At 73.3% G+C, this 21496-nt stretch carries 21 protein-coding genes; 13 read left to right on the plus strand and 8 right to left on the minus strand.

Translation table 11 applies throughout. The features are described from left to right. Window positions 1-3 precede the first annotated feature (3 nt). The 7 genes from puhC (at window position 4) to ACQKQD_RS08455 (ending at window position 7213) form a co-directional block, all read left to right on the plus strand. A complete protein-coding gene (puhC, locus tag ACQKQD_RS08425; protein ID WP_091682490.1) occupies window positions 4-498 on the plus strand; it encodes a photosynthetic complex assembly protein PuhC in 495 nt (164 codons plus the stop codon). Then, the gene (locus ACQKQD_RS08430; protein WP_427508069.1) at window positions 498-794 is read left to right on the plus strand and encodes a hypothetical protein; all 297 of its coding nucleotides are present in this window, start codon (window positions 498-500) and stop codon (window positions 792-794) included. Before puhC ends, ACQKQD_RS08430 begins: the two co-directional genes overlap by 1 nt. Beyond that, complete coding sequence (gene acsF / locus ACQKQD_RS08435) at window positions 791-1879, plus strand: magnesium-protoporphyrin IX monomethyl ester (oxidative) cyclase (protein ID WP_091682489.1); 1089 nt, start codon at window positions 791-793, stop codon at window positions 1877-1879. Before ACQKQD_RS08430 ends, acsF begins: the two co-directional genes overlap by 4 nt. Window position 1880: 1 nt before the next feature. Beyond that, complete coding sequence (gene puhE / locus ACQKQD_RS08440; RefSeq protein ID WP_056524002.1) at window positions 1881-2675, plus strand: putative photosynthetic complex assembly protein PuhE; 795 nt, start codon at window positions 1881-1883, stop codon at window positions 2673-2675. Window positions 2676-2787: 112 nt separating this feature from the next. Next, window positions 2788-4005: a 5-aminolevulinate synthase gene (gene hemA, locus ACQKQD_RS08445; RefSeq protein WP_427508070.1), complete on the plus strand. Its 1218-nt coding sequence runs from the start codon at window positions 2788-2790 to the stop codon at window positions 4003-4005. Between the two features lie 184 nt (window positions 4006-4189). Further along, on the plus strand, window positions 4190-5206 hold the full coding sequence (gene bchI, locus ACQKQD_RS08450) for a magnesium chelatase ATPase subunit I (RefSeq protein ID WP_427508071.1): 1017 nt from the start codon (window positions 4190-4192) through the stop codon (window positions 5204-5206). A gap of 318 nt (window positions 5207-5524) precedes the next feature. Further along, entirely contained in the window at window positions 5525-7213 is a 1689-nt protein-coding gene (locus ACQKQD_RS08455) for a magnesium chelatase subunit D (protein WP_427508072.1), read from the plus strand. A 31-nt stretch (window positions 7214-7244) separates the two neighbouring features. Here the strand turns inward: ACQKQD_RS08455 and ACQKQD_RS08460 are convergent, their stop codons facing one another. Then, window positions 7245-7391 carry a hypothetical protein gene (locus ACQKQD_RS08460; RefSeq protein WP_020095264.1) on the minus strand — a complete coding sequence of 49 codons (147 nt, stop codon included), beginning with the start codon at window positions 7389-7391 and terminating at the stop codon, window positions 7245-7247. 210 nt (window positions 7392-7601) lie between these two features. On the opposite strand from ACQKQD_RS08460, the gene bchO reads away from it, so the two are divergent. The 5 genes from bchO (at window position 7602) to ACQKQD_RS08485 (ending at window position 13038) form a co-directional block, all read left to right on the plus strand. After that, entirely contained in the window at window positions 7602-8510 is a 909-nt protein-coding gene (gene bchO, locus ACQKQD_RS08465) for an alpha/beta fold hydrolase BchO (protein ID WP_427508073.1), read from the plus strand. Between the two features lie 83 nt (window positions 8511-8593). Beyond that, window positions 8594-9379, plus strand: coding sequence for a gamma-glutamyl-gamma-aminobutyrate hydrolase family protein (locus ACQKQD_RS08470; protein ID WP_427508074.1), 786 nt, complete (start codon window positions 8594-8596; stop codon window positions 9377-9379). 295 nt (window positions 9380-9674) lie between these two features. Beyond that, complete coding sequence (gntA, locus tag ACQKQD_RS08475) at window positions 9675-10427, plus strand: guanitoxin biosynthesis heme-dependent pre-guanitoxin N-hydroxylase GntA (protein WP_020095267.1); 753 nt, start codon at window positions 9675-9677, stop codon at window positions 10425-10427. Window positions 10428-10468: 41 nt separating this feature from the next. Beyond that, window positions 10469-11080, plus strand: a complete 612-nt coding sequence (locus ACQKQD_RS08480) for a DUF1989 domain-containing protein (protein WP_020095268.1) — start codon at window positions 10469-10471, stop codon at window positions 11078-11080. Between the two features lie 218 nt (window positions 11081-11298). Beyond that, the gene (locus tag ACQKQD_RS08485) at window positions 11299-13038 is read left to right on the plus strand and encodes a methyl-accepting chemotaxis protein (RefSeq protein WP_427508075.1); all 1740 of its coding nucleotides are present in this window, start codon (window positions 11299-11301) and stop codon (window positions 13036-13038) included. Between the two features lie 37 nt (window positions 13039-13075). Here the strand turns inward: ACQKQD_RS08485 and ACQKQD_RS08490 are convergent, their stop codons facing one another. From ACQKQD_RS08490 to ACQKQD_RS08505, 4 genes are all read right to left on the minus strand, one after another. Further along, window positions 13076-14164 carry a phytanoyl-CoA dioxygenase family protein gene (locus ACQKQD_RS08490; protein WP_427508076.1) on the minus strand — a complete coding sequence of 363 codons (1089 nt, stop codon included), beginning with the start codon at window positions 14162-14164 and terminating at the stop codon, window positions 13076-13078. 151 nt (window positions 14165-14315) lie between these two features. Further along, window positions 14316-15569: a cytochrome P450 gene (locus ACQKQD_RS08495; protein WP_020095271.1), complete on the minus strand. Its 1254-nt coding sequence runs from the start codon at window positions 15567-15569 to the stop codon at window positions 14316-14318. Window positions 15570-15674: 105 nt separating this feature from the next. Further along, on the minus strand, window positions 15675-16946 hold the full coding sequence (locus tag ACQKQD_RS08500; protein ID WP_427508077.1) for an NAD(P)/FAD-dependent oxidoreductase: 1272 nt from the start codon (window positions 16944-16946) through the stop codon (window positions 15675-15677). Further along, on the minus strand, window positions 16946-17191 hold the full coding sequence (locus tag ACQKQD_RS08505) for a ferredoxin (RefSeq protein ID WP_020095273.1): 246 nt from the start codon (window positions 17189-17191) through the stop codon (window positions 16946-16948). Before ACQKQD_RS08505 ends, ACQKQD_RS08500 begins: the two co-directional genes overlap by 1 nt. A gap of 258 nt (window positions 17192-17449) precedes the next feature. Between ACQKQD_RS08505 and ACQKQD_RS08510 the strand changes: the two genes are divergently transcribed. Next, the gene (locus ACQKQD_RS08510; protein ID WP_427508078.1) at window positions 17450-18064 is read left to right on the plus strand and encodes a hypothetical protein; all 615 of its coding nucleotides are present in this window, start codon (window positions 17450-17452) and stop codon (window positions 18062-18064) included. On the opposite strand, the gene ACQKQD_RS08515 is transcribed toward ACQKQD_RS08510, so the two are convergent. From ACQKQD_RS08515 to ACQKQD_RS08525, 3 genes are all read right to left on the minus strand, one after another. Beyond that, window positions 18031-19803, minus strand: a complete 1773-nt coding sequence (locus tag ACQKQD_RS08515) for a class I adenylate-forming enzyme family protein (RefSeq protein ID WP_427508079.1) — start codon at window positions 19801-19803, stop codon at window positions 18031-18033. The two genes, ACQKQD_RS08510 and ACQKQD_RS08515, sit on opposite strands and share 34 nt — an antisense overlap. After that, window positions 19800-20570 carry an SDR family NAD(P)-dependent oxidoreductase gene (locus ACQKQD_RS08520; RefSeq protein ID WP_427508080.1) on the minus strand — a complete coding sequence of 257 codons (771 nt, stop codon included), beginning with the start codon at window positions 20568-20570 and terminating at the stop codon, window positions 19800-19802. The genes ACQKQD_RS08515 and ACQKQD_RS08520 overlap by 4 nt, the downstream gene beginning before the upstream one ends. A 148-nt stretch (window positions 20571-20718) precedes the next feature. Next, window positions 20719-21495, minus strand: a complete 777-nt coding sequence (locus ACQKQD_RS08525) for an SDR family NAD(P)-dependent oxidoreductase (RefSeq protein WP_427508081.1) — start codon at window positions 21493-21495, stop codon at window positions 20719-20721. Window position 21496 lies beyond the last annotated feature (1 nt).

A 21496-nucleotide genomic window follows, 5' to 3' on the forward strand; every position in this document is an offset into this window, starting at 1 on the left:
ACGATGGGCGAGCGGGCGGAGGGCGCCGGCCGGGCCATGGCGGTCGCGGGACCGGCACCGGCGCTGCTGATGATCGGCGCCGGCGCGCTGATGGGCTTCACCATGCTGGCGGTCCTGATCGGCCGGAGCGAGAAGGTCGGCCTCGTCGCCCTGCCGCCCGCCAAGGTGGTGGAGCGCCTCGAGTTCCGCGCCGAGGATCAGGTCGACGGCTCGATCGCCCTGCGGGACGTCGCCGACCGGCACATCGTCGCCTGGATCCGTCCCGGCGAGGACGGGTTCCTGCGCGGGACCCTGCGGGGCCTCGCCCAGGCCCGCCAGCGGGAGGGCCTCGGCCCCGAGAAGCCCTTCAGCCTGACCCGCTACGACGACGGCCGCCTCGCGCTGGCCGACGAGGCCACCGGCCGCCGGGTGCCCCTGGAGGCCTTCGGGCCGACCAATGCCGGGGCCTTCGCGCGGCTGATGCCCGCGCCGGGCGCCCCCGCCGCGGAGACGCGGTGATGGGCCTGTTCGGCAGCCGCACCGTCACCGTGCCCTGCACGGTGGAGATCGAGCAGACGCCCGAGAGTCTGCACGCGCACGTCACCCTCGATGCCGGCTTCGAGATCGAGCCCGGCGACGAGGTCCAGGTCCACGACGCGCCGACCTCGGTGCCCTACGGCGAGCGCCTCACCGTGCGGCGCACCGCCACCGTGACGCGGGCCGGCGCGCTGGAGCGGGCCTGGACCAAGCTCATCGCGCATTTCGAGCTGACCGAACTCTACGAGGTCAGCTTTTCCGAGAGGAGGAAGCTGTGAACGCACCCGTCCCGCCGCCCTCCGGCCAGCCCGTCCCGAAGACGCCGATCAATGAATCGACCCGCTCGGCACAGGAGACGACCTTCCTCAGCCCGCGCTTCTACACGACCGATTTCGACGAGCTCGACCGCACGAACGTCGAGCCGGTGCGGCGCGACTGGGACATCCTGATCGCCGAGCTGCGCTCCGACCCGAACAAGCGCCACTTCACCCGCAACGAGGAATTCGACTGCGACCTGTCGAAGATGGAGCCGGAGCTGCGGAAGGAGTTTTTGGACTTCCTCGTGTCGTCCATCACGGCGGAGTTCTCCGGCTGCGTCCTCTACGCCGAGATGCGCAAACGGGCGAAGAACAAGGACATCAAGGAGCTGTTCGGCTTCATGAGCCGGGATGAAGCCCGCCACGCCGGCTTCATCAACGACACGCTCAAGGATTTCGGTATCGGCGTGGACCTGGGCTTCCTCACCAAGTCCAAGAAGTACACGTTCTTCCGGCCGAAGTTCATCTTCTACGCCACCTACCTGTCCGAGAAGATCGGCTACGCCCGCTACATCACGATCTTCCGCGAGCTGGAGCGGCACCCGGAGCGGCGCATCCACCCGATCTTCAAGTGGTTCGAGCTGTGGTGCAACGACGAGTTCCGCCACGGCGAGGCCTTCGCGCTGCTGATGCGCGCCAACCCGAAGCTGACGAGCGGCGTGAACCGCTACTGGATCCGGTTCTTCCTGCTCGCCGTCTTCGCCACGATGTACGTGCGCGACCATCACCGCCCGGCCTTCCACGCGGCGCTCGGCGTCGATCCCAGCGACTACGACTTCAAGGTCTTCCGGATCACCTCGGAGATCTCCCGCCAGACCTTCCCGCTGGAACTCGATATCGACAACCCGAAGTTCAAGGCGGGCCTCGACCGGCTGCTCGCCTGCTCCCGGGCGATCGCCGACGCCAAGGCGCGGGGCGGCCTCGTCGGCAAGGCCCTGCAGGGATTCCACGCCGCGCGCGCGGCCGTGACCTTCGCGCGGCTCTATCTCCTGCCCGTCAAGGCCAACGCCCTGCCGGCCGACATCCGCCTCCAGCCGGTCTGGTAGCATGGGGACCTACGCCGCCCCGGTCCTGTACGCGGTCCTGCTCTGGTGGTTCTCCACCGGGCTGATCCTGCTGCTCGACCACGCCCCGCGGCGGACGCATCCGTGGAGCATGGCCGGGGCGACTCTGCTGCTCGCCGGCGCCCTGGTGGCGATCCGGTCCAGCGCCGCCGACACGAGCGCCACGGGGGCCTACACGGCCTTCACGGCGGCGCTCGTCGTCTGGGGATGGCAGGAGATGAGCTACTACATGGGCTTCCTGTCGGGCCCGCGGCCCGTCGCCTGCGCGCCGAGCGTGCGCGGGCTCGACCGGTTCTTCGCCGCGCTCGCCACCAGCCTGTGGCACGAATTCGCCATCGTGGTCGGCGGCCTCGCGATCCTGGCGCTGGTCTGGGGCAGCCCCAACCGCTTCGCCCTGTGGACCTACGGCACGCTGGTGGTGATGAACCTGTCGGCGCGGCTCAACCTGTTCCTGGGGGTGCGCAACCTCCACGCCGAGTTCCTGCCGGACCATCTCGGCTACCTCGCCTGCTACCTGTCCCGGAAGCCGATGAACCTGCTGTTCCCGGTCTCGGTGAGCCTCGGGACCATCGCGGCGGCCCTGCTCGGGCGGGCGGCGCTCGGCGCCGACCTGCTGGAGCACGAGCTGATCGGCTTCACGGTCCTGGCGACGCTGACCGCGCTCGCCACCCTGGAGCACTGGTTCCTGATGCTGCCGCTGCCCTCGGCGGAGCTGTGGCGCTGGAGCCTGCCGGCCCGGGCGCCCGGGGAAGCGGCCGGGCCGCCGGACCACGTGTAGGCCGAGGGATCACGAGCGGGCGACGCACGTCCACCAATCTGGAACTGGTCTTGTGCGAAGTCCGGTGTCACAGGCGGGATCAACCCGCAGGATTTGTTCGGGGAGAGGCGACATGGATTACGAGACCTTCTTCGGGGCTGAGATCGCCGGGCTCCACCGCGAGGGCCGCTACCGGGTCTTCACCGACCTCGAGCGCCACGCGGGCAACTTCCCGCACGCCACCCACCACCACGCGGCCGGCACCCGGCCCGTGACGGTCTGGTGCTCCAACGACTATCTCGGCATGGGCCAGCACCCGACCGTCACCGGGGCGATGCACGAGGCGATCGACCGCTGCGGCGCGGGCGCCGGCGGCACCCGGAACATCTCGGGCACCAACCACTACCACGTGCTGCTGGAGCGCGAGCTCGCCGACCTCCACGGCAAGGAGGCGGCCCTGCTGTTCACCTCCGGCTACGTGTCGAACTGGGCGGCGCTGGGGACCCTCGCGTCGCGCCTGCCGAACTGCGCGGTCTTCTCCGATTCCGAGAACCACGCCTCGATGATCGAGGGGATCCGGTTCTCGCGGGCCGAGCGCCACATCTTCCGCCACAACGACCCGGAGGACCTGAACCGCAAGCTCGTGCTGGTCGATCCCGCCCGGCCGAAGCTGGTGGCCTTCGAGTCGGTCTACTCGATGGACGGCGACATCGCGCCGATCGCCGAGATCTGCGACGTGGCCGAGGCCCACGGGGCACTCACCTACCTGGACGAGGTCCACGCGGTCGGCCTCTACGGCGCCCGCGGCGGCGGCATCTCGGAGCGGGACGGCGTCGCCCACCGGCTCGACGTGATCGAGGGCACGCTCGGCAAGGCCTTCGCGGTGCACGGCGGCTACATCACGGCCTCCGAGAAGCTCTGCGACTTCGTGCGCAGCTTCGCCTCGGGCTTCATCTTCACCACCTCGCTGCCGCCGGCCGTCGCGGCGGGCGCGGCGGCGTCGATCCGCCACCTCAAGGAGAGCGGCGTCGAGCGGGCCCGGCATCAGGAGCGGGTGGCGAAGGTCCGGCAGGCGCTGGAGGCCGCCGACATCCCGACCATGCCGAACGACAGCCACATCGTGCCGGTGATGGTCTGCGATCCGGTGCTCTGCAAGGGGATCTCCGACACCCTGCTCGACGAGTTCGGCATCTACGTGCAGCCGATCAACTACCCGACGGTCGCCCGCGGCACCGAGCGCCTGCGGATCACCCCGTCGCCGCTGCACACCGACGCCGACATCGCCCATCTGGTCGAGGCGCTCACCACGATCTGGGGCCGGATCGGGCTCCGGCAGAAGGCGGCGGAGTAAGCGCGGGCGGGGGTTCCCTTCTCCCACCTTCGCCCTCATCCTGAGGTGCCCGCGTCAGCGGGCCTCGAAGGAGGCCTCCAGCCATCGCACGTCTTCTGGAGACCTCCTTCGAGGCCTCCGCTGCGCTGCGGCACCTCAGGATGAGGGGGTTGGGTTGGATGCCCCCGCAGCATCGAGTCATCGTGTGCCCACCTTCCCCTTCTCGGCCATCGTCGGCCAGGACGAGATGCGCCAGGCGCTGCTGATCGCGGCGGTGGACCCGGCGGTCGGCGGCGTGCTGGTCTTCGGCGACCGCGGCACCGGCAAGTCCACGGCGATCCGGGCGCTGGCCGCCCTGCTGCCGCCGATGCGGGCGGTGGTCGGCTGCCCGTACAATTGCGATCCCGAAAGTCCCGCAGAATCCTGTCCGCACTGCGCGAGCCTGCCGGGCGCGCGGAGAAAGTCCGAGAAAAAACCGGTGCCGGTGGTGGACCTGCCGCTGGGCGCCACCGAGGACCGGGTGGTCGGCACCCTCGACCTGGAGCGGGCGCTCGGCGCCGGCGTGAAGGCCTTCGAGCCGGGGCTGCTGGCCCGGGCCAACCGCGGCTTCCTCTACATCGACGAGGTCAACCTCCTCGAGGACCACCTCGTGGACCTCCTGCTCGACGTGGCGGCCTCCGGCGTCAACACGGTCGAGCGCGAGGGCCTGTCGCTCCGCCACCCGGCGCGGTTCGTCCTCGTCGGCTCCGGCAACCCGGAGGAGGGGGAGCTGCGGCCGCAGCTCCTCGACCGGTTCGGGCTGGCCTGCGAGGTCGCGACGCCGAGGGACATCCCCATCCGCATCGCGGTGGTGCGCGCCCGCGACGCCTACGAGCGCGACCCGGAGGGGTTCTGTGCTGCCCGTGAAGGCGAAGAGCGAAAGATTCAAAAAAGAATCCTGCTGGCACGGGAGCGCCTGCCATCGGTCACCGTGCCGGATGCCGCCCTGGAGCGCGCCGCGCGGCTCTGCCTCGCCCTCGGGACGGATGGCTTGCGCGGGGAACTGACCCTGATGCGCACGGCCCGGGCGCTCGCGGCGCTCGACGGCGCCGCGATGGTCACCGACGATCACCTCCGGCGCATCGCCCCGGCCGCCCTGCGCCACCGGCTGCGGCGCAACCCGCTCGACGAATCCGGATCCACCGCCCGGGTGGAGCGGGCGCTGGCGGAGGTCTTCGCGTGACGGCGCCGCTGCGCGCGCCCCGACCGCGAGGGCGTTCATCGCGCGGCTCCGGCCGAGTCGGCGCGGAGCGGAGCGCGGGGCTCCTCTCCCGTGCGGGCGCGGGACAGGGTGGAGGACGGGGACCGGCCGGACGAGGCTCGGCCCGAACGCGTCGCGCGCGTCTGCTCAGTCCTGGAACTCCGCATCCCGCACCCCGACCCTCTCCCGCCCGGGAGAGGGGGCCGGTCGCGCTCTGTCGCCCGCGTCGCGGCCCGATGGACGTGTCTGACCCTCGGCACCCGCTCGGAAGCGGGGCCCTGTCGCGCCCCGCTCGAGCCGATGCCTGAACATCGCCGTCCCGCAGAGCAGGGAGGGACACCGACCTGCGCCTGGGCCGATGCCCGCCTGGCCGCCCGGCTTCTCGCCGCGGACCCGCACGGGCTCGGCGGCGCGGTGCTGCGGGCCCCCGCCGGGCCCGTGCGCGAGCGCTGGCTCGACAGCGTGCGGGCGGCGCTGCTCCCGGGAACGCCCTGGCGGCGCCTGCCGCCCGGCATCGGCGACGACGGCCTGCTCGGCGGCCTGGATCTCGCCGCGACCCTGGCTGCGGGCCGCCCCGTCGCGCGGGCCGGCCTGCTGGCGGAGGCCGATGGCGGGATCGTCGTCGTCCCCATGGCCGAGCGTCTGCCGCCGGGCACCGCGTCGCGGCTCGCCGCCGCCCTCGACACCGGTACGGTCTCGGACCGCGGCGCCCGGTTCGGCCTGATCCTCCTCGACGAGGGCGTGGCGGACGAGACGGTCGCCGAGGCGCTTGCCGATCGCCTCGCCTTCCGGCTGGACCTGAGCGGGCTCGGCCTCGCGGACACCGCGGCGGCCGAGCCGGAACCCGCCCCGGGCGCGCCGGAGCCCGACCTGGTCGGGAGCCTCTGCGCCCTGGCCGAGGCCTTCGGGATCGCGTCGCTGCGCGGCCCGATCCTGGCGGCGCGCGTGGCGCGCGCCCTCGCGGGAGACGGGCCGATCGGCCCGGGGGCGATCGTGGCGGCCGGGCGCCTCGTCCTGGCGCCGCGGGCGACGCGCCTGCCCGCACCGGAGCAGCCCGCCCCCGAGACCGCGGAGGCGCCGGCGGAGCCGCCCGAGCCGAACGACGCGGAGGAGGCGTCGGGTCCGGCCGCAGAGGCACCCGACGACGTCGTGCTGGAGGCGGTGCGCGCCGCGATCCCGCCGAACCTCCTCGACCAGCTTCTGGCGGGCGCGCAGCGTCTCCCGGCCGCGAAGGCCGGCCGGGTCGGGCAGGCGGCCTCGGCCCGCACCGGCCGCCCCGTGGGCAGCCGGCGGGGCGACCCGCGGCGGGGACGGCTCGACCTGCTCGCCACCCTGCGGGCGGCGGCGCCCTGGCAGGCCGTCCGCAGAGTAGAGGGGGAGGCGCGCCGCATCGTGGTGCGGCGGGACGATCTGCGGATCCGGATCCTCAAGCAGCGGACCGAGACCACCACGGTGTTCTGCGTGGACGCCTCGGGCTCGGCCGCCCTGGAGCGGCTGGCGGAGGCCAAGGGCGCGGTCGAGCTGCTGCTGGCGGAGGCCTATATCCGGCGGGACCGGGTGGCGCTGGTGGCGTTCCGCGGCACCGGCGCGGATCTCGTTCTGCCGCCGACCCGGTCGCTCACCCGGGCCAAGCGCGGGCTCTCGGGACTGCCGGGCGGAGGCGGGACGCCGCTCGCGGCGGGGATCGACGCCGCGGTCGCGGTGGCGCTGGGCGTGCGCCGCGGCGGCAGCCGGCCGGCGATCGTGCTGCTGACCGACGGGCGCGCCAACGTCGCGCGGTCGGGGGAGGGGGGACGGGCCCGGGCGGGCGCGGAGGCGCTGCAGGCGGCCCGAGCCCTGCGTGCGGCCGGGCTGCCGGCCCTCGTGGTCGATACCGGCACGCGGGGCGACGAGGCCCGTTCTGTGGCGGACGCGATGGGCGCCCGCTACCTGAAGCTACCCCGGGCCGAGGCCGGTCAGCTCAGCGCGGCGGTGCGGGCGGCGCTCTGAGCGCCGCACCCGTCACCCCCGCGACAGGGTGTCAGAGGTCGCCGCCGATGCCGCTGTCGGCGAGGCGCTGGTGGTGGGCGAGCCAGGAGCTCAGCATCTCGCGGACGATGGCCTTGAGGCTCCAGCCGCCGGAGACCGGAGCGGCGATGTTCTGGGTCGAGGAGGTGAAGAGGATCATGACCTTCTCCGGAGTTGGTGGACGCGTCTTGTTCTTGCTCGCCCGAGATATGCCGTTGCTGTTGCAGCGCAGCAATCGGTCTCCGCTCACCGGTGGCATGCGGCCGCCGCATAGGATTGTTCAGTGTTACGAAATACTTCCGGCCATGAACGATAGCGCCGCCGTCGTCCCTGGATCGTCCGGCCATGCCGCAGTGCAGGATACGCGCGCATGCTGACCGGCTTCGACGCGGACCGGCCCGACTGGGCCGTGGAGGGCCGGGACTGGCCCAATCGGGAGGCCAGCCGCTTCGTGGAGGCGGCCGGCCTCCGCTGGCACGTCCAGGAATACGGGTCTCCGGACGCCCCGACGCTGCTGCTGCTGCACGGGACCGGGGCGGCCACGCATTCGTGGCGCGGGCTGGCGCCGCTCCTCGCGCGCGACTTCTCCGTGATCGCCCCGGACCTGCCGGGCCACGGCTTCACGGACCCGCTGCCCGACGCCGACCTGTCGCTGCCCGGCATGGCCCGGGCCGTGGCGGGCCTCGTTGCGGCGCTCGGCCGGCCGCCGGTCCTGGCGGCGGGCCACTCGGCCGGCGCCGCCGTCCTCGCGCGGATGTGCCTCGACGGCACCATCGCGCCCCGGCTGCTGGCGGCCTTCAACGGCGCTCTCGCGCCGCTGCCGGGGGCGGCGAACCTGCTGTTCCCCAGCATGGCGCGCCTCCTGTTCCTCAACCCCTTCACCCCCCGGATCTTCGCCTGGACGGCGGACCGGTCCGCGGCCAAGCGCCTGATCGAGGGGACCGGCTCGCGCCTCGACCCGGAGGGGGTCGACCTCTACCGGCGGCTCTTCGCCCGGGCCGGCCATGTCCGCGGGGCGCTGGGCATGATGGCGAACTGGGATCTCGCCGGGCTGCACCGGGCGCTGCCCGGCCTCGCCACCCGGACCCTGCTGATCGTCGGCGGCGACGACAAGGCCATCCTGCCGGACACCGCCTTCGCCCTGCGCGACCGCATGCCCGACGCCCGCGTCCGCCTGATCCGGGGGCTGGGCCACCTCGCCCACGAGGAGGCGCCGGAGCGCGTGGCCGAGGTGCTCCGCGCCGAGGCTTCGGACGCGGGCGTTCTGTCGCCGCCGTGAGCCGGACGGGACTGGCGCCGGCCTTGCGTGGGTCGTAGAGCCTGCCGCGGCGGGCAGGGCAGGATCGAGGAGCGGCCGGAACGATGGCGAGACCCGTGATCGGCGTCATCGGCAACGCGCGCCTGATCGACAGCCGCTTCCCGGCGCAGATCGTCGGCGAGAACAACATGCGGGCGGTCGCCGCGGTGGCCGGCGCCCTGCCGCTGATGTTCGCCGCCGTCCCGGCGGTCACCGACCTCGGGGACCTCCTCGACACCGTGGACGGCGTCCTGCTCACGGGGGGCCGCGCCAACGTCCATCCGGCGCGCTTCAACACCGAGCCCTGCGCGGCGCACGAGCCCTACGACGAGGATCGCGACGCCGTGGCGCTGCCCCTGATCGAGGCCTGCGTGGCGGGGGGCGTGCCGCTGTTCGGCCTCTGCCGCGGCTTCCAGGAGATGAACGTCGCCTTCGGGGGCAGCCTGCACCCGGAGATCCGCGATCTGCCGGGCCGGCTCAACCACCGCATGCCGCGCCTCGCGAACGGCGAGATCCACCCGGACCTGGAATTGATCTTCGCCGACCGTCACGAGGTCCGGCTGACGCCCGGGGGCGCCTTCGCCCGCCTCCTGGAGCGCGAGACGATCCGGGTGAACTCCCTGCACGGCCAGGGCATCCTGGAGCCGGGCGGCCGGATCGTGATCGAGGGCCTCGCCGAGGATGACACGGTCGAGGCGATCCGCGTCCGCGACGCGGCGGGCTTCGCGCTGGGCGTCCAGTGGCACGCCGAGCACGATCCGGCGACCAACCCGATCAACCGCACGCTGTTCGAGGCCTTCGGGGCCGCGGCGGCGACGCGGCACCGGACGCGGCGGGCCGGCCGGGGATGAGCCGCTCGCGCGCGGGGACGGCCCAGTGCAGAGGCCGCGCGCGGCAGCACAGCGCCGGCACACCGCCGGCACAGGGAGTCTTTCCGGCCTTAACCTATGTTTATTCGCTGGCGCTGATCCACGGAATATTGGCCGTCCATCCGCACAGATCTTGGTCACACGCGACCGGATTCACCTTATCCCCCGGACGACCTGTCGCAGGACGGAACAGTGGCCTCCCGGTGGTGTTCCCGGAGTCCCGAACAGCGGCCGCCTCGCGTGGAGGCCGACCGCGCAGAGACCGGGCAGGCCCTGCATGCATCTCCCCCGCGACGACCGAGAGCACCCCCGTGCCGAGGCCTTCCGCGACTTCATCCGGAACCCGCCCTTCCCCTGCGTGGGCGCCAAGTCGGCCCTGTCCCGCGGGCGGATGCGGATCGTGGTGGCCCGGGACATCACCTCGGGCTGGGACGACATGCGGATCTACCCGGCGCTGCTCGCCTTCGTGGCGCAGTACCGCGCGCAGCCCGACCTGTTCCAGAGCTTCGCGGTCGTGTTCGAGGGGCCGGGCGACCTCTCGGAGGAGGCGTTCGAGCACAACCTCTGGGCGCGCGCGCAATCCCTGACCGACAAGGACGCCTGGCTCGGCCAGCCCCACGATGCCCGCGTGGCCGAGGATCCCGACAACCCGCACTTCTCCCTGAGCTTCGGCGGCGAGGCGTTCTTCGTCGTCGGGCTGCACCCGCAGGCGAGCCGGCCGGCGCGGCGCTTCTCGTCGCCGGTCCTGGTCTTCAACCTGCACGCGCAGTTCGAGCGGTTGCGGGCGGAGGGACGCTACGAGAAGCTGCGCGCCGCGATCCTGGAGCGCGACGAGGCCCTCGCCGGCAGCGTGAACCCGATGCTGGCGCGCCACGGCGAGGCCTCGGAGGCGCGCCAGTACAGCGGTCGCGCGGTCGACGCGGACTGGCGCTGCCCCATGAAGGGCCGACCGGCGCCGGCCCCGGAGGCCCGGGACTGGAACCCGCCGGCCCTGCCCTTCGATTGCGGGCTGCCGGGCAGCGGCGCCTGAGCCGGTCGGATCCGGTCCCCAGTACGGAGCGAGCCACCCCCATGTGCCAACCCACCCTGTGCCAGGCCGACGTGCAGACGATCGCGCCGCGCTCCGGCGTCGCCTTCACCCTCGACCGGGGCCAGCGCCTCACGGTGATCGACCCGTGCGGGGAGCAGGTGGCCGACCTCCTCGCCTTCAACCGCCACGATACGGGAGAGGTGATCTCGTCGGGCCGGACCCTCGACTACGCCAGCCGGATCTACCTCACCACCGGCGACCCGCTCTACTCGAACCGCTCGAAGATCCTGCTGCGGATCCTCGAGGATACGGTCGGCCGGCACGATTTCCTGCTGACGCCGTGCTCGGCCGACACGTTCCGCATCATCTACGGCGACGCGAACCCGCATCGCGGCTGCTTCGGCAACCTCGCGGCGGCGCTCGCACCCTACGGCATCGCGCCGGACGCGATCCCGGTGGCGTTCAACTGCTTCATGAACGTGCCGATCGACGGCGCGACCGGGGCGCTCACCGTGGCGCCGCCCCTCAGCCGGGCGGGGGACCGGATCGTGTTCGTGGCCGAGACCGACCTGATCATCGGGCTCACCGCCTGCTCGGCCCTGCAGTCGAACAACGGCAGCTTCAAGCCGATCCACTACAGCGTGAGCGCCTAGCTGCGGGCCCTCAAAAGCCCCGGCCCGATCCCGATATTAATCCATGCAAAGCTGTAGACTGTACCGCATTCAATGACTTGACATCGATATTCGCCCACTGACTGCCGGCGAACGGCCGCAGGTCTTTGCGATTTACTAACCCGAATGCACGAGGTTGAGGCCGTACGGCGCCCACGGCGAGTCCCCGCCGGCCGCAGGCCCCCTCTTCCGGTGCTCGGATGACCCCCACGCAGACCAGCCGCCCGCCCGCCGACCGTGCCGCGCCGTGGCAGCGCCTCGCCGATCTCCGGCTTCGCCACAAGCTCGCGGCCGTGATGGCCCTGGTGCTCCTGGCCATCGGCGCCCTCAGCGCCCTGAGCTTCCTCGACATGCGCGGCTCGGCGCTCGAGGACCGCGCGCTGATGACCAAGCGCCTGACCGAGGTCGCGCAGAGCCTGCTCGTCCACTACGAGGCGCAGGCCCGGACAGGCCAGATGCCCGTCGCCGAGGCGCAGAAGGCCGCGCTCGCGGCGATCACCGCCCTGCGCTTCGGCAGCGAGGACTACTTCTTCGTCCTCGACGACCGGGGCCACCTGATCGCCAACGCCTTCAACGCCAAGAACGTCGGCAAGCAGGTGGTGGACCAGACCGACGTCCCCGGCGGCAAGCGCTACTTCGCCGAGATGGTCGAGACCGCCAAGCGCGACGGCTCCGGCTTCGTCGACTACATGAAGCCGCGCCCCGGCGGGTCCGTGCCGGTGGAGAAGGTCGCGAGCGTGCAGATGTTCAAGCCGTGGAGCTGGATCGTCGCCACCGGTCTGTACCGGGACGACGTCCACGCGGCCGTGCGCGACCGCGCGATCACCATCGGCCTCTGGTCCGCCGGCCTCGCCCTGCCGATCCTGGCGCTGCTCCTGCTCGTCGGCAACGGCCTGTCGCGCCCGATCACCCGCCTGACCGCGGCGATGCGCGGCCTCGCGGACGGCGACCTCGCGGTGACGGTCGCCGACCAGCGCCGCGGCGACGAGGTCGGCGCCATGGCGCGCGCCGTTCAGGTGTTCAAGGACGCCCTGATCGCCAAGCGCGACGCCGACGCGGCCGCCGTCGCGGAGAACGACGCGAAGATGCGCCGCGCCCAGATGCTCGACACGGTCACCGCCCGGTTCGACGCGCAGGTCAGCGCGTTGACGCAGGGCCTGTCGGCGGCAGCGGTGGAGATGGAGGCCACGGCCCGGGAGATGACGCGCACCGCCGCGCGGACCACCGACCAGTCGGTGCGCGTCGCCGCGACCTCCGAGCAGACCTCCAGCAACGTGCAGACCGTGGCGGCGGCGAGCGAGGAGATGGCCGCCTCGATCAACGAGATCGCGTCCCGCGTCGCCCAGTCTTCCGCGATGGCCGACCGGGCCGGCACGGACGTGGCCCAGACCAACGCCCTGATGCAGGTGCTCGCCCGCGGCACGGACCAGATCAGCGAGGTGATGGGCCTGATCGCCGGGATCGCCGGGCAGACCAACCTGCTGGCCCTCAACGCCACCATCGAGGCCGCGCGCGCCGGCGAGGCCGGCAAGGGCTTCGCCGTGGTGGCGGGCGAGGTGAAGGCGCTGGCCTCGCAGACGGCCCGGGCGACCGAGACCATCGCGACGCAGATCGCCGCCATCCAGAACGAGACCCGCCAGGCGGTCGAGTCGATGCGGACGATCGGCGGCACGATCGACGAGATGCGCACGGTGGCGCTCAGCGTGGCCGCCGCCATGGAGGAGCAGGGCGCGGCGACGAGCGAGATCGTCCGCAACGTCACCCAGGCGGCGCAGGGCACCCAGGCGGTGAGCACCGACATCGCCGACGTCCGGCAGGCGGCCCGCGAGACCGGCGCGGCCTCCGACCAAGTGCTCGGCGCCGCGCAGGAGCTGGCCCGCTACTCGACGAGCCTCGGCCAGGAGGTCACGACCTTCCTGGCCGCCGTGAAGGCCGCCTGAGGGCGGGGTCGCCGGACCGCCCGGCGACCCCGCACCCTTACAGGCTGATCCGCTCGCGCATCGCGATGTCGGGGCTCGACGCGCCGCAGGTCGGCAGGCTCTCGACGGGGCCGTGCACCGCCGACGTCGTCGCCGAGAGGTCGTGGTAGCAGATGCAGCCTTCCGCGAAGTAGTGGTGCACCAGGGCCTTGCGGGAGCGCTGCATGTCGGCCCGCGCGGAACCGCCGTGCAGCAGGTTCGCGTGCCAGAACAGCACGTCGCCCTTGCGTGCCGTGAAGTAGGCCGGCGTCGCCCCGTGCTCCCGGATCTCCTGCTTGATCGCCGGTTCGTAGCGCTCGGAATAGGCGCCGTAGCCGCGCTCGCGGAACTCGTCCGTGGTGATGCCGACGTCGTGGCTGAACAGGTACGGCAGGCGGTGGGTGCCGGGATAGTAGACCAGCGGCCCCGCATCCGCGTGGATGTCCTCCATGGCGACCCAGCAGGCGGCCAGGTAGCCGAGCGGGTAGGTCGTCATGTGGATCGAGTCCGAGTGCTCGGATTGCTGGCTGCCCTTGTGGGACGCGATGGTCTGGAACGGGATCGCGGGGCGGCCCAGCACCATGCTGCTGAAGTTCATCAGCACGGGGTGCTTCAGCAGCCGGTCGATCGCCTCGACCTTCAGGTGCGGGTTGAGGTAGCGGCCCGGATGGGGATCGTCCGGCGCCGCCTTCTCGGGGGCGAGGGTCAGGTCGCCGCCGGCGATCGCGGCCTCGTAGGCGGCCCAGACCTCGTCGATCGTGTCGGGATCGATCGCGCCGCGCAGGACGTAGTAGCCGTGCTCCACCCAGGACCGGCAGATCTCGGCCTGCCGGGGCGTGATCTCCCGGCGCGCGACGCGGCGCGCGACGATGTCGAGGGCGTCGGGCTGGTCGAGCCAGGGGCTCGGCCCGGATTCCGGGAAGCTCTCGGCCCGGAACACCTTGATGCAGCCGATATCGACCGGGATGTCGGCGTCGACCGTGTGGGACGGCGCGGGCGGCAGGTGGGGCGCGAGGGGCGGGACGTCGTCGCGCCCGAGGGCGAGGTTGCGCACCGTGGTCCCCACCGTGCGCGCCAGCGATGCAGCGCGCGCAAACCCCTGAGTCATCGTCTCAACCCGCCGGTTCCGTCTCCAGCGTAACCAGGCCGGACGATCGCGACTTTAGCGAGGCAAACAACTTTACGGCGACGGACTTTCGTCTTCGTCGCGTCGGCGGCCTCATCGATGCTCGGGTTGGCCGTCCGGCCCGCCCGGCGGCTCAGGCGATCCCGTCGATCGCCACCCGCAGGTGCTCCGGGCCGCGCAGGGCGGCGCCCGGCCGGTAGGGTGGCGGGTCCTCGACCAGGCGCGGCGCCTTCAGCCGGCGGGCGAGGGCGGTGAGCGCCGCCTCGGCCTCGAACCGGGCCAGCGGCGCGCCCACGCAGTAGTGCAGGCCGCCGCCGAAGCCGAGATGGCGGATCCCGCTGCGGTCCGGGTCGAACCGATCGGGGTCGGGGAAGACGGCCGCATCGCGGTTGCCGGAGGCCAGTAGCAGCACGAGATCGGCCCCCTCGGGGATCGTGACCCCGGCGATGTCGATGGGCGACAGCGTCCGTCGTGTCCGGAACTGCACCGGCGGCTCGTAGCGGAGCAGTTCCTCGATCAGCCGCGGGGCCCGGAGCGGGTCCTGCCGCAGGCGCTCCAGCTCGTCCGGATGCCGCAGCAGGGTCAGCAGGCCGTTGGTGATCAGGTTCACGGTGGTCTCGTGACCGGCCACCAGCATCAGGATCGAGGTGGCGATCAGGTCGTAATCGCCCATCTTCACGCCGGCCGGGGTGGCGTGGTTGGCGAGGCCCGACAGCATGTCGTCCTGCGGGTGCCTGCGCTTCTCCCTGATCAGGTCGCCCATGTAGCCGCCGATCGCGTCGAAGGTCCGGCTGTTCGCGGCGCGGATCTCGGGGTCGGACAGGCTGTCGGGCTCCAGCGCGGTGGCGAGCTGCGTCGCCCAGCCGTGGAATTTCGGCTCGTCCTCCCGGGGCACGCCGAACAGCTCGCAGATCACCGTCACGGGCAGCGGGTAGGCGAGGTCGTCGACCGCGTCGATCTCCCGGGCACCGCACTTCTCGTTGAGCAGGTCGGCCACCAGCCGGTCGGAGCGGGCGCGCATCGCCTGGACGCGCTCGCGGGAGAACTGGTGCATCACCGCCGAGCGCAGGGCGTCGTGGTCCGGCGGGTCGCGGAAGATGAAGACCCGGTGCCGGTCCATCATCCAGTCCTTGAGCGGCTTGACGATCAGGTCGGTGAGGGGGTTGCCGGTGCGCGGCCGGTCGGCCGGGGGCAGGGTCTCGGAGCTGACCCGCGGGTCCTGCAGCAGGCGCGCGATGGTGCCGTGGGTCGCCGCCACCCAGGTGCCCGCCTCGGTGCCGTCGTCCTGGCGCGAGACAGGATTCTCCCGCAGCTTCGCGTAGACCGGGTAGGGGTTCGGCCGGTTGGCGAAGTCCTTGACCTGGTCGAGGAGGGTGGCGTCGGGCATGCGGTCTCCTTCACGCATCGACCCGGATGGCGGCCACCGGCCCTCGGGAAAGATGCTGCAACGACAAAGGCTTCGCCCGATGGGCCGGTTCCGCTTCCCGACGCGTTACGGAAAGCCCGGCTCGTGGACCGTGACGCGCTTCGGCCGGTCGGTCGCGGCGTCCTCGGGCGGGAACGGCGCGCGAGCCTCCACGAGCTCGGCATGGGCCGGCAGCCAGCGGGCGGAATCCACCGCGACCGCCGCGATGCAGCGCCCGTCGCGGCCGTAGGTGGCGACGAAGCGGCCGGCCGCCGGATCGCCCTGCGTGATCGCCACCGCGTCGGCGCCCTCGGTCAGGCCGACGGATTTCACCACGAGGTCGCCCTGCGTCGACCAGAAGGTCGGCAGGGCGCCGTAAGGGACTTCAGGCTCCAAGCCGGCGAGGAGCCGGCCGGCATGGACGCCCTGCGCCGCCGCGTGGCTCCAGTGCTCCAGGGCGACGCGCCGGCCGTCGTAGAGGGGGTGGGGAAAGCGCGCCACGTCGCCGGCGGCGGCGATGCGCGGGTCGGGCCGGCCCTCGGTATCGAGGACATGGCCGCGCGCGTCGCAATCGACCCCGCCCGGATCCGCCGACAGGCCGGACCCGTCGAGCCACTCGGTGTTGCGCAGGGCCCCCAGGGCGATGACGGCGACGTCGGCCGCGAGGCTGCTGCCGTCGACCAAGTGGGCGCGCACCAGCCGGCCGTCCCGACCCTCCAGCCACTCGACCTCGCGGCCGCAGCGCAGCGCGACCCCGTGGCCCTCGTGGATCGCGCCGATGAACGCCCCGACGGTGCTGCCGAGGATGCGGGCCAGCGGCGTCGGGCCGGGCTCGACCAGGGTGACCGGCAGGTCGAGCTGCCGGCACAGGCTCGCGACCTCGCAGCCGATGAAGCCGGCGCCGATCACCAGCACGTGGTTGGGGCCGGCGGCCAGCGCCCGCCGCAGGGCGGCGGCGTCCTCCCGCCCGCGCAGGGTGAAGACGCCGGCGAGGCGGCCCTCGTGCGGGTTCGCCCAGGGCCGGGCGCGGGTGCCGGTGGCGATGAGCAGGCGATCGTAGGGGAGGATCCGCCCGTCCGCGAGGCCGACCGTGCGCGCCTGCCGGTCGAGGCACCGCGCCGCGCTGCCGAGCTGCCACTCCGCCGCGAGGGCGCCGACCCCCGGCAGGGTCGTGGCCTCCGCGGGGATCGCGCCGGTGAGGACGTGCTTCGAGAGCGGCGGCCGGTCGTAGGGCCGGTGCGGCTCGTCGCCGACGATCGTCAGCGGGCCGGAGAAGCCCGCTTCGCGCAGGGCCTCGGCCCCGCGCAGGGCCGCGAGGCCGGCGCCGACGATCAGGACGCGCTCGGAATCGCGCGCCATCAGGCGCCCCGCTCCGGATCCTCGACCCGGATCGCCTGGACCGGGCAGGCGACGCGTGCCCGCTCGATGTCGTCCCGGTCCCGCGCGGCGGGGGCGGGATCGTAGAACAGGGCCTCGTGCCCCTCGATGCGGAAGTGCCGCGGCGCCGCGTAGCAGCACTGAGCATAGGCTTGGCACAGGTTGAGATCGACGCTCACCCGCAGGCCGGGCGGGGGGCCGGAGGACGCATCGGCAGGGGCGGACATGGCGGGGCAACCGCGCGCGGCGCCGCGGGTTCCGCGGGCTCTCGTCGCGGGGGACGGCGCGGGGCACGTCGCGCGCCGTACCCCGCGACCGGTCGTCGGACGGCCCGGCCGCGTCCGGCGCCGAGCGTCATCCGTATTAAACGTGTTTCGGCGATCCTGGTGGAAATGCAGCGACGCGATTCCCCTGCGCAGCGGTTCGATCTATTGTCGCGCTGCTCCGCGGATCTGTCCGAAACCCCGCGATGACAGGAGGGCGCCATGCCGCACGGTGCGCGAACGAGCCTCGCCGCCCTCATGCTGGTCCTCGGGATCGGCGGCGCCTCCGCCGAATCCGTCGCCACGACATGGACGGATCCGCCGGCCCACAAGGCCGGGTCCCCGAAGGCGCCGGCCACGGACACGAAGGCCGCCCCGCCGGCACCGTCCGCCGCGACTCCAACCGGGACGCCGGCCGCCGCGACCGAGACCCGGCCGGCCACCGCCCGGCGGAAGGCCGTGGCGGTGCGGCGCGCGCCGGAGCGGAAGGCCGCCCGCGCGGCGGTGGCGCCCAAGCGGATCGCCGCCGCGCCGCGCCGGGCCCGCGTCGCGGCGGCACCGGTCCGGTCCGTCCGGGCCGCCCCGCAGGCCGTCGCCGCCGCGCCGCCGCCCCCGGAGGGCTACGCCCGCTACCGGGCCTACAATTACGGGCCGGGCTACGCCTACGAGCCGGGTTACGCCCAGGGCTACACCCAGGGCTACACCGACGACCGCCTCGACCGCCTGAGCAGCGCCCAGGCCGCCGGCTACGTCGTGGTCCACCGCCGGACGGTGCAGTTCCCCGATGGCCGGACCCTGCGGGTCTATCGCCCGGACGACGAGGGCGAGCCGTTCTGAGCTGAGCCCGCCGCGAACACCGCCCGCAGGGGCGCCCGCAGGATCTTCCCGGCGGGATTGCGGGGCAGGAGCCCGTCCCAGATCTCGATCCGCACCGGCACCTTGAACGCCGCGAGCCGCTCGGCGGCGAAGGCGCGGATCGCCTCCGGGTCGGTCTCGGCGCCCTCGGCCAGCACCACGACGGCGCCCGGCTCCTCGCCCAGCGTTGGGTGGGGCACCGGCAGCACCACGGCGTCGATCACGTCCGGGTGCGCGTAGAGGGCGTTCTCGACCTCGCAGCAGTAGATGTTCTCGCCGCCGCGGATCAGCATGTCCTTGATCCGGTCGACGATGGTCAGGAAGCCCTCCTCGTCGGCGTGGGCGAGGTCGCCGGTGCGCAGCCAGCCCTCGGAGAGGACCTCCGCGGTGGCGGCCGGGTCGTCCCAGTAGCCGCGGACCACGTTCGGGCCCTTCACGCACAGCTCGCCGACGCTGCCCGGCGGCAGATCCTGCCCGAGGGGATCGAGGATCCGCACCTCGCAGACCGGCAGGGGCGGTCCGCAGGATTCCGGGTGGGCGAGGTAATCCTCGCCCTGGTGGTGGGTGAAGGTCGCCGAGGTCTCGGTCATGCCCCAGCCGGTGCCCGGGACGACCCGCGGCAGGGCCTCGCCCAGCGCCCGCACGAGGTCGCCGGCGGCCGGGGCGCCGCCGTAGGTGACGCCCTCGAGGGTCGGCAGCGGCCGGCCGGCCTCCCGGGCCGCGTTGGCGAGCTGCCACGCGATGGTCGGCACGCCGCCCGCGCTGGTGCAGCCCTCCCGCTCGATCAGGTCGAGGGCCGCGGCGGCGTCCCAGCGGTGCATCATCACCAGCCGGTGGCCGCCGTAGAGGGCCGCCCCAAGGCTCGCGTGGCAGCCGGTGACGTGGAACAGCGGGATCACCAGCAGCGCCGCCCGCTGCGGCGCGGCCGGGTCGGGCTTCGGCGGCGCCTCGCCCCGGCGCAGGGCGCTGCGCGCCGCCGAGTAGGGGTAGGCCATCACCGTGGTGGCGGCCGCCCGGTGGGTGCCGACCGCCCCCTTGGGCTTGCCGGTCGTGCCGGAGGTGTAGAACAGCGTCGCGTCGTCCTCCGGGTCGAGGGCGACGTCCGGCGGGGGCAGGTCGGGGAGGGCGCCCCAGTCCCGGACCGGCCCGACGATGTCGGTGAGCGGCGTCGCCCGGGGGTCCGGCGCGGTCCGGGTGGTGAGGACCCGCTCCAGGGCCGGGCATTCGCGCAGGTGCGGGGCGATCCGGTCGAAGCGCTCGCCGTCGGCGATCAGCACCCGCGCCCCGGAATGCTGCAGGCCGTAGGCGAGTTCGGGCCCGGTCCACCACGCATTGAGCGGCGTGGCGATGGCGCCGGCGAGCAGCGCGCCGAAATAGCTCACCGGCCATTCGGGCAGGTTGCGCTGCGCGATGGCGACCCGGTCGCCCTTGCGCACGCCGGCCTCGACCAGAGCCCGCGCCAGGGCGGTCGCGGCGCGGGCGAAACCCGTGAAGGTCACGCGCTCGTCCTGGTAGACCACGAAGGTCTTGTCCCCGTGGCCGCGCGCGATCCGGAACAGATCGCCCAGCGTCGGCGGTGCCTTCTCCCAGATCCGGGTCGGCACACCCCGGATCGGCACCGTGGCGATGGCGAAGGGCCCACCTGAGGCGGTAAGCCGCGCCTCGGCCTCGCGGAACGTCAGGGCCGGCCAGCCGGCAGGGATGCGGGGATCGGGGCTCATCGGGCGATGGTCACGCCGCCGTCGATCACGAGCGCCTGGCCGGTCACGAACCGGCCGGCCGCCGAGGCCAGGAACACGGCCGCGCCGGCGATCTCGTCGGGCTCGCCGATCCGGCGCAGGGGCGCGGCGTCCGTGGTGGCGGCGAGCATCTCGGGATCCTCCCACAGGGCCCGGGCGAAATCGGTGCGGATCAGCCCCGGGCACAGGCAGTTCACCCGCACGTTGGCGGGGCCGTACTCCACCGCGTAGTTGCGGGCGAGCTGGAGGTCGGCGGCCTTCGAGACGTTGTAGGCGCCGATCACCGGCGAGCCCTTGAGCGCCCCGATCGACGAGACGATGACGATCGCGCCGTCCCGCCGCGCCACCATGCCGGGGGCGACCATCTGGATCAGCCAGTGGTTCGACAGGACGTTGTTCTCGAGGATTTTTCGGAACTGCGCGTCGGAGATGCCGGCGAGCGGCCCGTAATAGGGATTGCTGGCGGCGTTGCAGACCAGCACGTCGACCGGGCCGAGCCGGCTCTCGGTCTCGGCCACGAGGGATTCCAGCTCCTCCTTCACCGAGATGCTGGCCGGAATCGCCACGGCGCGGCCGGCCCCATGGGCGGCCTCGATCTCGGCCACGACCGCCTCGCAGGCCTCGCGCTTGCGCGACGAGATCACCACCCGGGCGCCGTGCTCGGCCATCCGCAGGGCGATCGCCCGTCCGATGCCCCGCGACGAGCCGGTGATGAGGGCGGTCTTGCCGGTCAGATCGAACAGCGACATGGCTCGCCTCCGCGCTGGATGAAACGGCGAACGGCTCCGATCCTCGTTTCACGGGATACGAAGGTCGCGACGCGCCCCCTCTCTCGTGCGGGAGAGGGCACCCGCGCCCCATCCGGCCGCGGACGCTGTCGCCGGACGCCGCCCATCCTCACGCCCCCACCCGCATCGAGCGGCGCAGTCGCGCCATGCCGGTGAGCCAGCGCTCGGGGTCCTCGGCCCGGCGGCGGGCGTACTCGGCCACCTGCGGATGCGGTAGGATCAGGAAACGCCCCGCCTCCAGCCCGTCGAACGCGGCCTCGGCCACGGCCTCCGGCGCCAGCACGCCGTCGCGCGACGCGGCGCTGGCTTCCCCCAGCATGGCGGTGTCGACGCCCTGCGGGCACAGGGCCGCGACCCGGATCCCATCCTCGGCGTGGGCGATCGTGAGATGCTCCAGGAAGGCGAGCGCCGCGTGCTTGGTCGCCCCGTAGGTGGCGCTGCCGATCTGGCCCAAGAGCCCGGCCGCCGAGACCGTTCCGAGGAACGCGCCGCCGCCGCGGGCGCGCCAGAGCGGGACCAGCACCCGCGCGGCGTGGACGTGACCCATCACGTTCACCGCGAAGGCGCGCGCCCAGCTCTCCGGGTCGGCGGAGGTGGCCAGATCCGGATCGGGGTCGCGCTCCAGGATGCCCGCGTTGGAACAGTAGAGCGCGATCGGCCCGGTCTCGGCCTCGATGCGCGCCAGGATCGCACTGACCGCCTCGGCGTCGCCGACGTCGAGCGCGAAGGCCCGCCCGCCGAGTTCCGCCGCTACGGCCTGCGCCCCGGCCCCGTCCCGGTCGAGGGCCACGACCGTCGCGCCCCGGGCCCTGGCCGCGACCGCGAGCGCCCGGCCGATGCCCCTCGCGGCCCCGGTGACGGCGACGACGCGGCCGGACAGCTCCATC

This window comes from Methylobacterium sp. NPDC080182 (genome assembly GCF_050281105.1).
Taxonomy (GTDB): domain Bacteria; phylum Pseudomonadota; class Alphaproteobacteria; order Rhizobiales; family Beijerinckiaceae; genus Methylobacterium.

Bases quoted from the DNA above. Each gene is read 5' to 3' on its own strand.
- puhC (WP_091682490.1), top strand. From the start codon at position 4: ATGGGCGAGCGGGCGGAGGGCGCCGGCCGGGCCATGGCGGTCGCGGGA.
- ACQKQD_RS08430 (WP_427508069.1), top strand. From the start codon at position 498: ATGGGCCTGTTCGGCAGCCGCACCGTCACCGTGCCCTGCACGGTGGAG.
- puhE (WP_056524002.1), top strand. From the start codon at position 1,881: ATGGGGACCTACGCCGCCCCGGTCCTGTACGCGGTCCTGCTCTGGTGG.
- hemA (WP_427508070.1), top strand. From the start codon at position 2,788: ATGGATTACGAGACCTTCTTCGGGGCTGAGATCGCCGGGCTCCACCGC.
- ACQKQD_RS08455 (WP_427508072.1), top strand. From the start codon at position 5,525: ATGCCTGAACATCGCCGTCCCGCAGAGCAGGGAGGGACACCGACCTGC.
- ACQKQD_RS08460 (WP_020095264.1), bottom strand. From the start codon at position 7,391: ATGATCCTCTTCACCTCCTCGACCCAGAACATCGCCGCTCCGGTCTCC.
- bchO (WP_427508073.1), top strand. From the start codon at position 7,602: ATGCTGACCGGCTTCGACGCGGACCGGCCCGACTGGGCCGTGGAGGGC.
- ACQKQD_RS08470 (WP_427508074.1), top strand. From the start codon at position 8,594: ATGGCGAGACCCGTGATCGGCGTCATCGGCAACGCGCGCCTGATCGAC.
- gntA (WP_020095267.1), top strand. From the start codon at position 9,675: ATGCATCTCCCCCGCGACGACCGAGAGCACCCCCGTGCCGAGGCCTTC.
- ACQKQD_RS08480 (WP_020095268.1), top strand. From the start codon at position 10,469: ATGTGCCAACCCACCCTGTGCCAGGCCGACGTGCAGACGATCGCGCCG.
- ACQKQD_RS08485 (WP_427508075.1), top strand. From the start codon at position 11,299: ATGACCCCCACGCAGACCAGCCGCCCGCCCGCCGACCGTGCCGCGCCG.
- ACQKQD_RS08490 (WP_427508076.1), bottom strand. From the start codon at position 14,164: ATGACTCAGGGGTTTGCGCGCGCTGCATCGCTGGCGCGCACGGTGGGG.
- ACQKQD_RS08495 (WP_020095271.1), bottom strand. From the start codon at position 15,569: ATGCCCGACGCCACCCTCCTCGACCAGGTCAAGGACTTCGCCAACCGG.
- ACQKQD_RS08500 (WP_427508077.1), bottom strand. From the start codon at position 16,946: ATGGCGCGCGATTCCGAGCGCGTCCTGATCGTCGGCGCCGGCCTCGCG.
- ACQKQD_RS08505 (WP_020095273.1), bottom strand. From the start codon at position 17,191: ATGTCCGCCCCTGCCGATGCGTCCTCCGGCCCCCCGCCCGGCCTGCGG.
- ACQKQD_RS08510 (WP_427508078.1), top strand. From the start codon at position 17,450: ATGCCGCACGGTGCGCGAACGAGCCTCGCCGCCCTCATGCTGGTCCTC.
- ACQKQD_RS08515 (WP_427508079.1), bottom strand. From the start codon at position 19,803: ATGAGCCCCGATCCCCGCATCCCTGCCGGCTGGCCGGCCCTGACGTTC.
- ACQKQD_RS08520 (WP_427508080.1), bottom strand. From the start codon at position 20,570: ATGTCGCTGTTCGATCTGACCGGCAAGACCGCCCTCATCACCGGCTCG.
- ACQKQD_RS08525 (WP_427508081.1), bottom strand. From the start codon at position 21,495: ATGGAGCTGTCCGGCCGCGTCGTCGCCGTCACCGGGGCCGCGAGGGGC.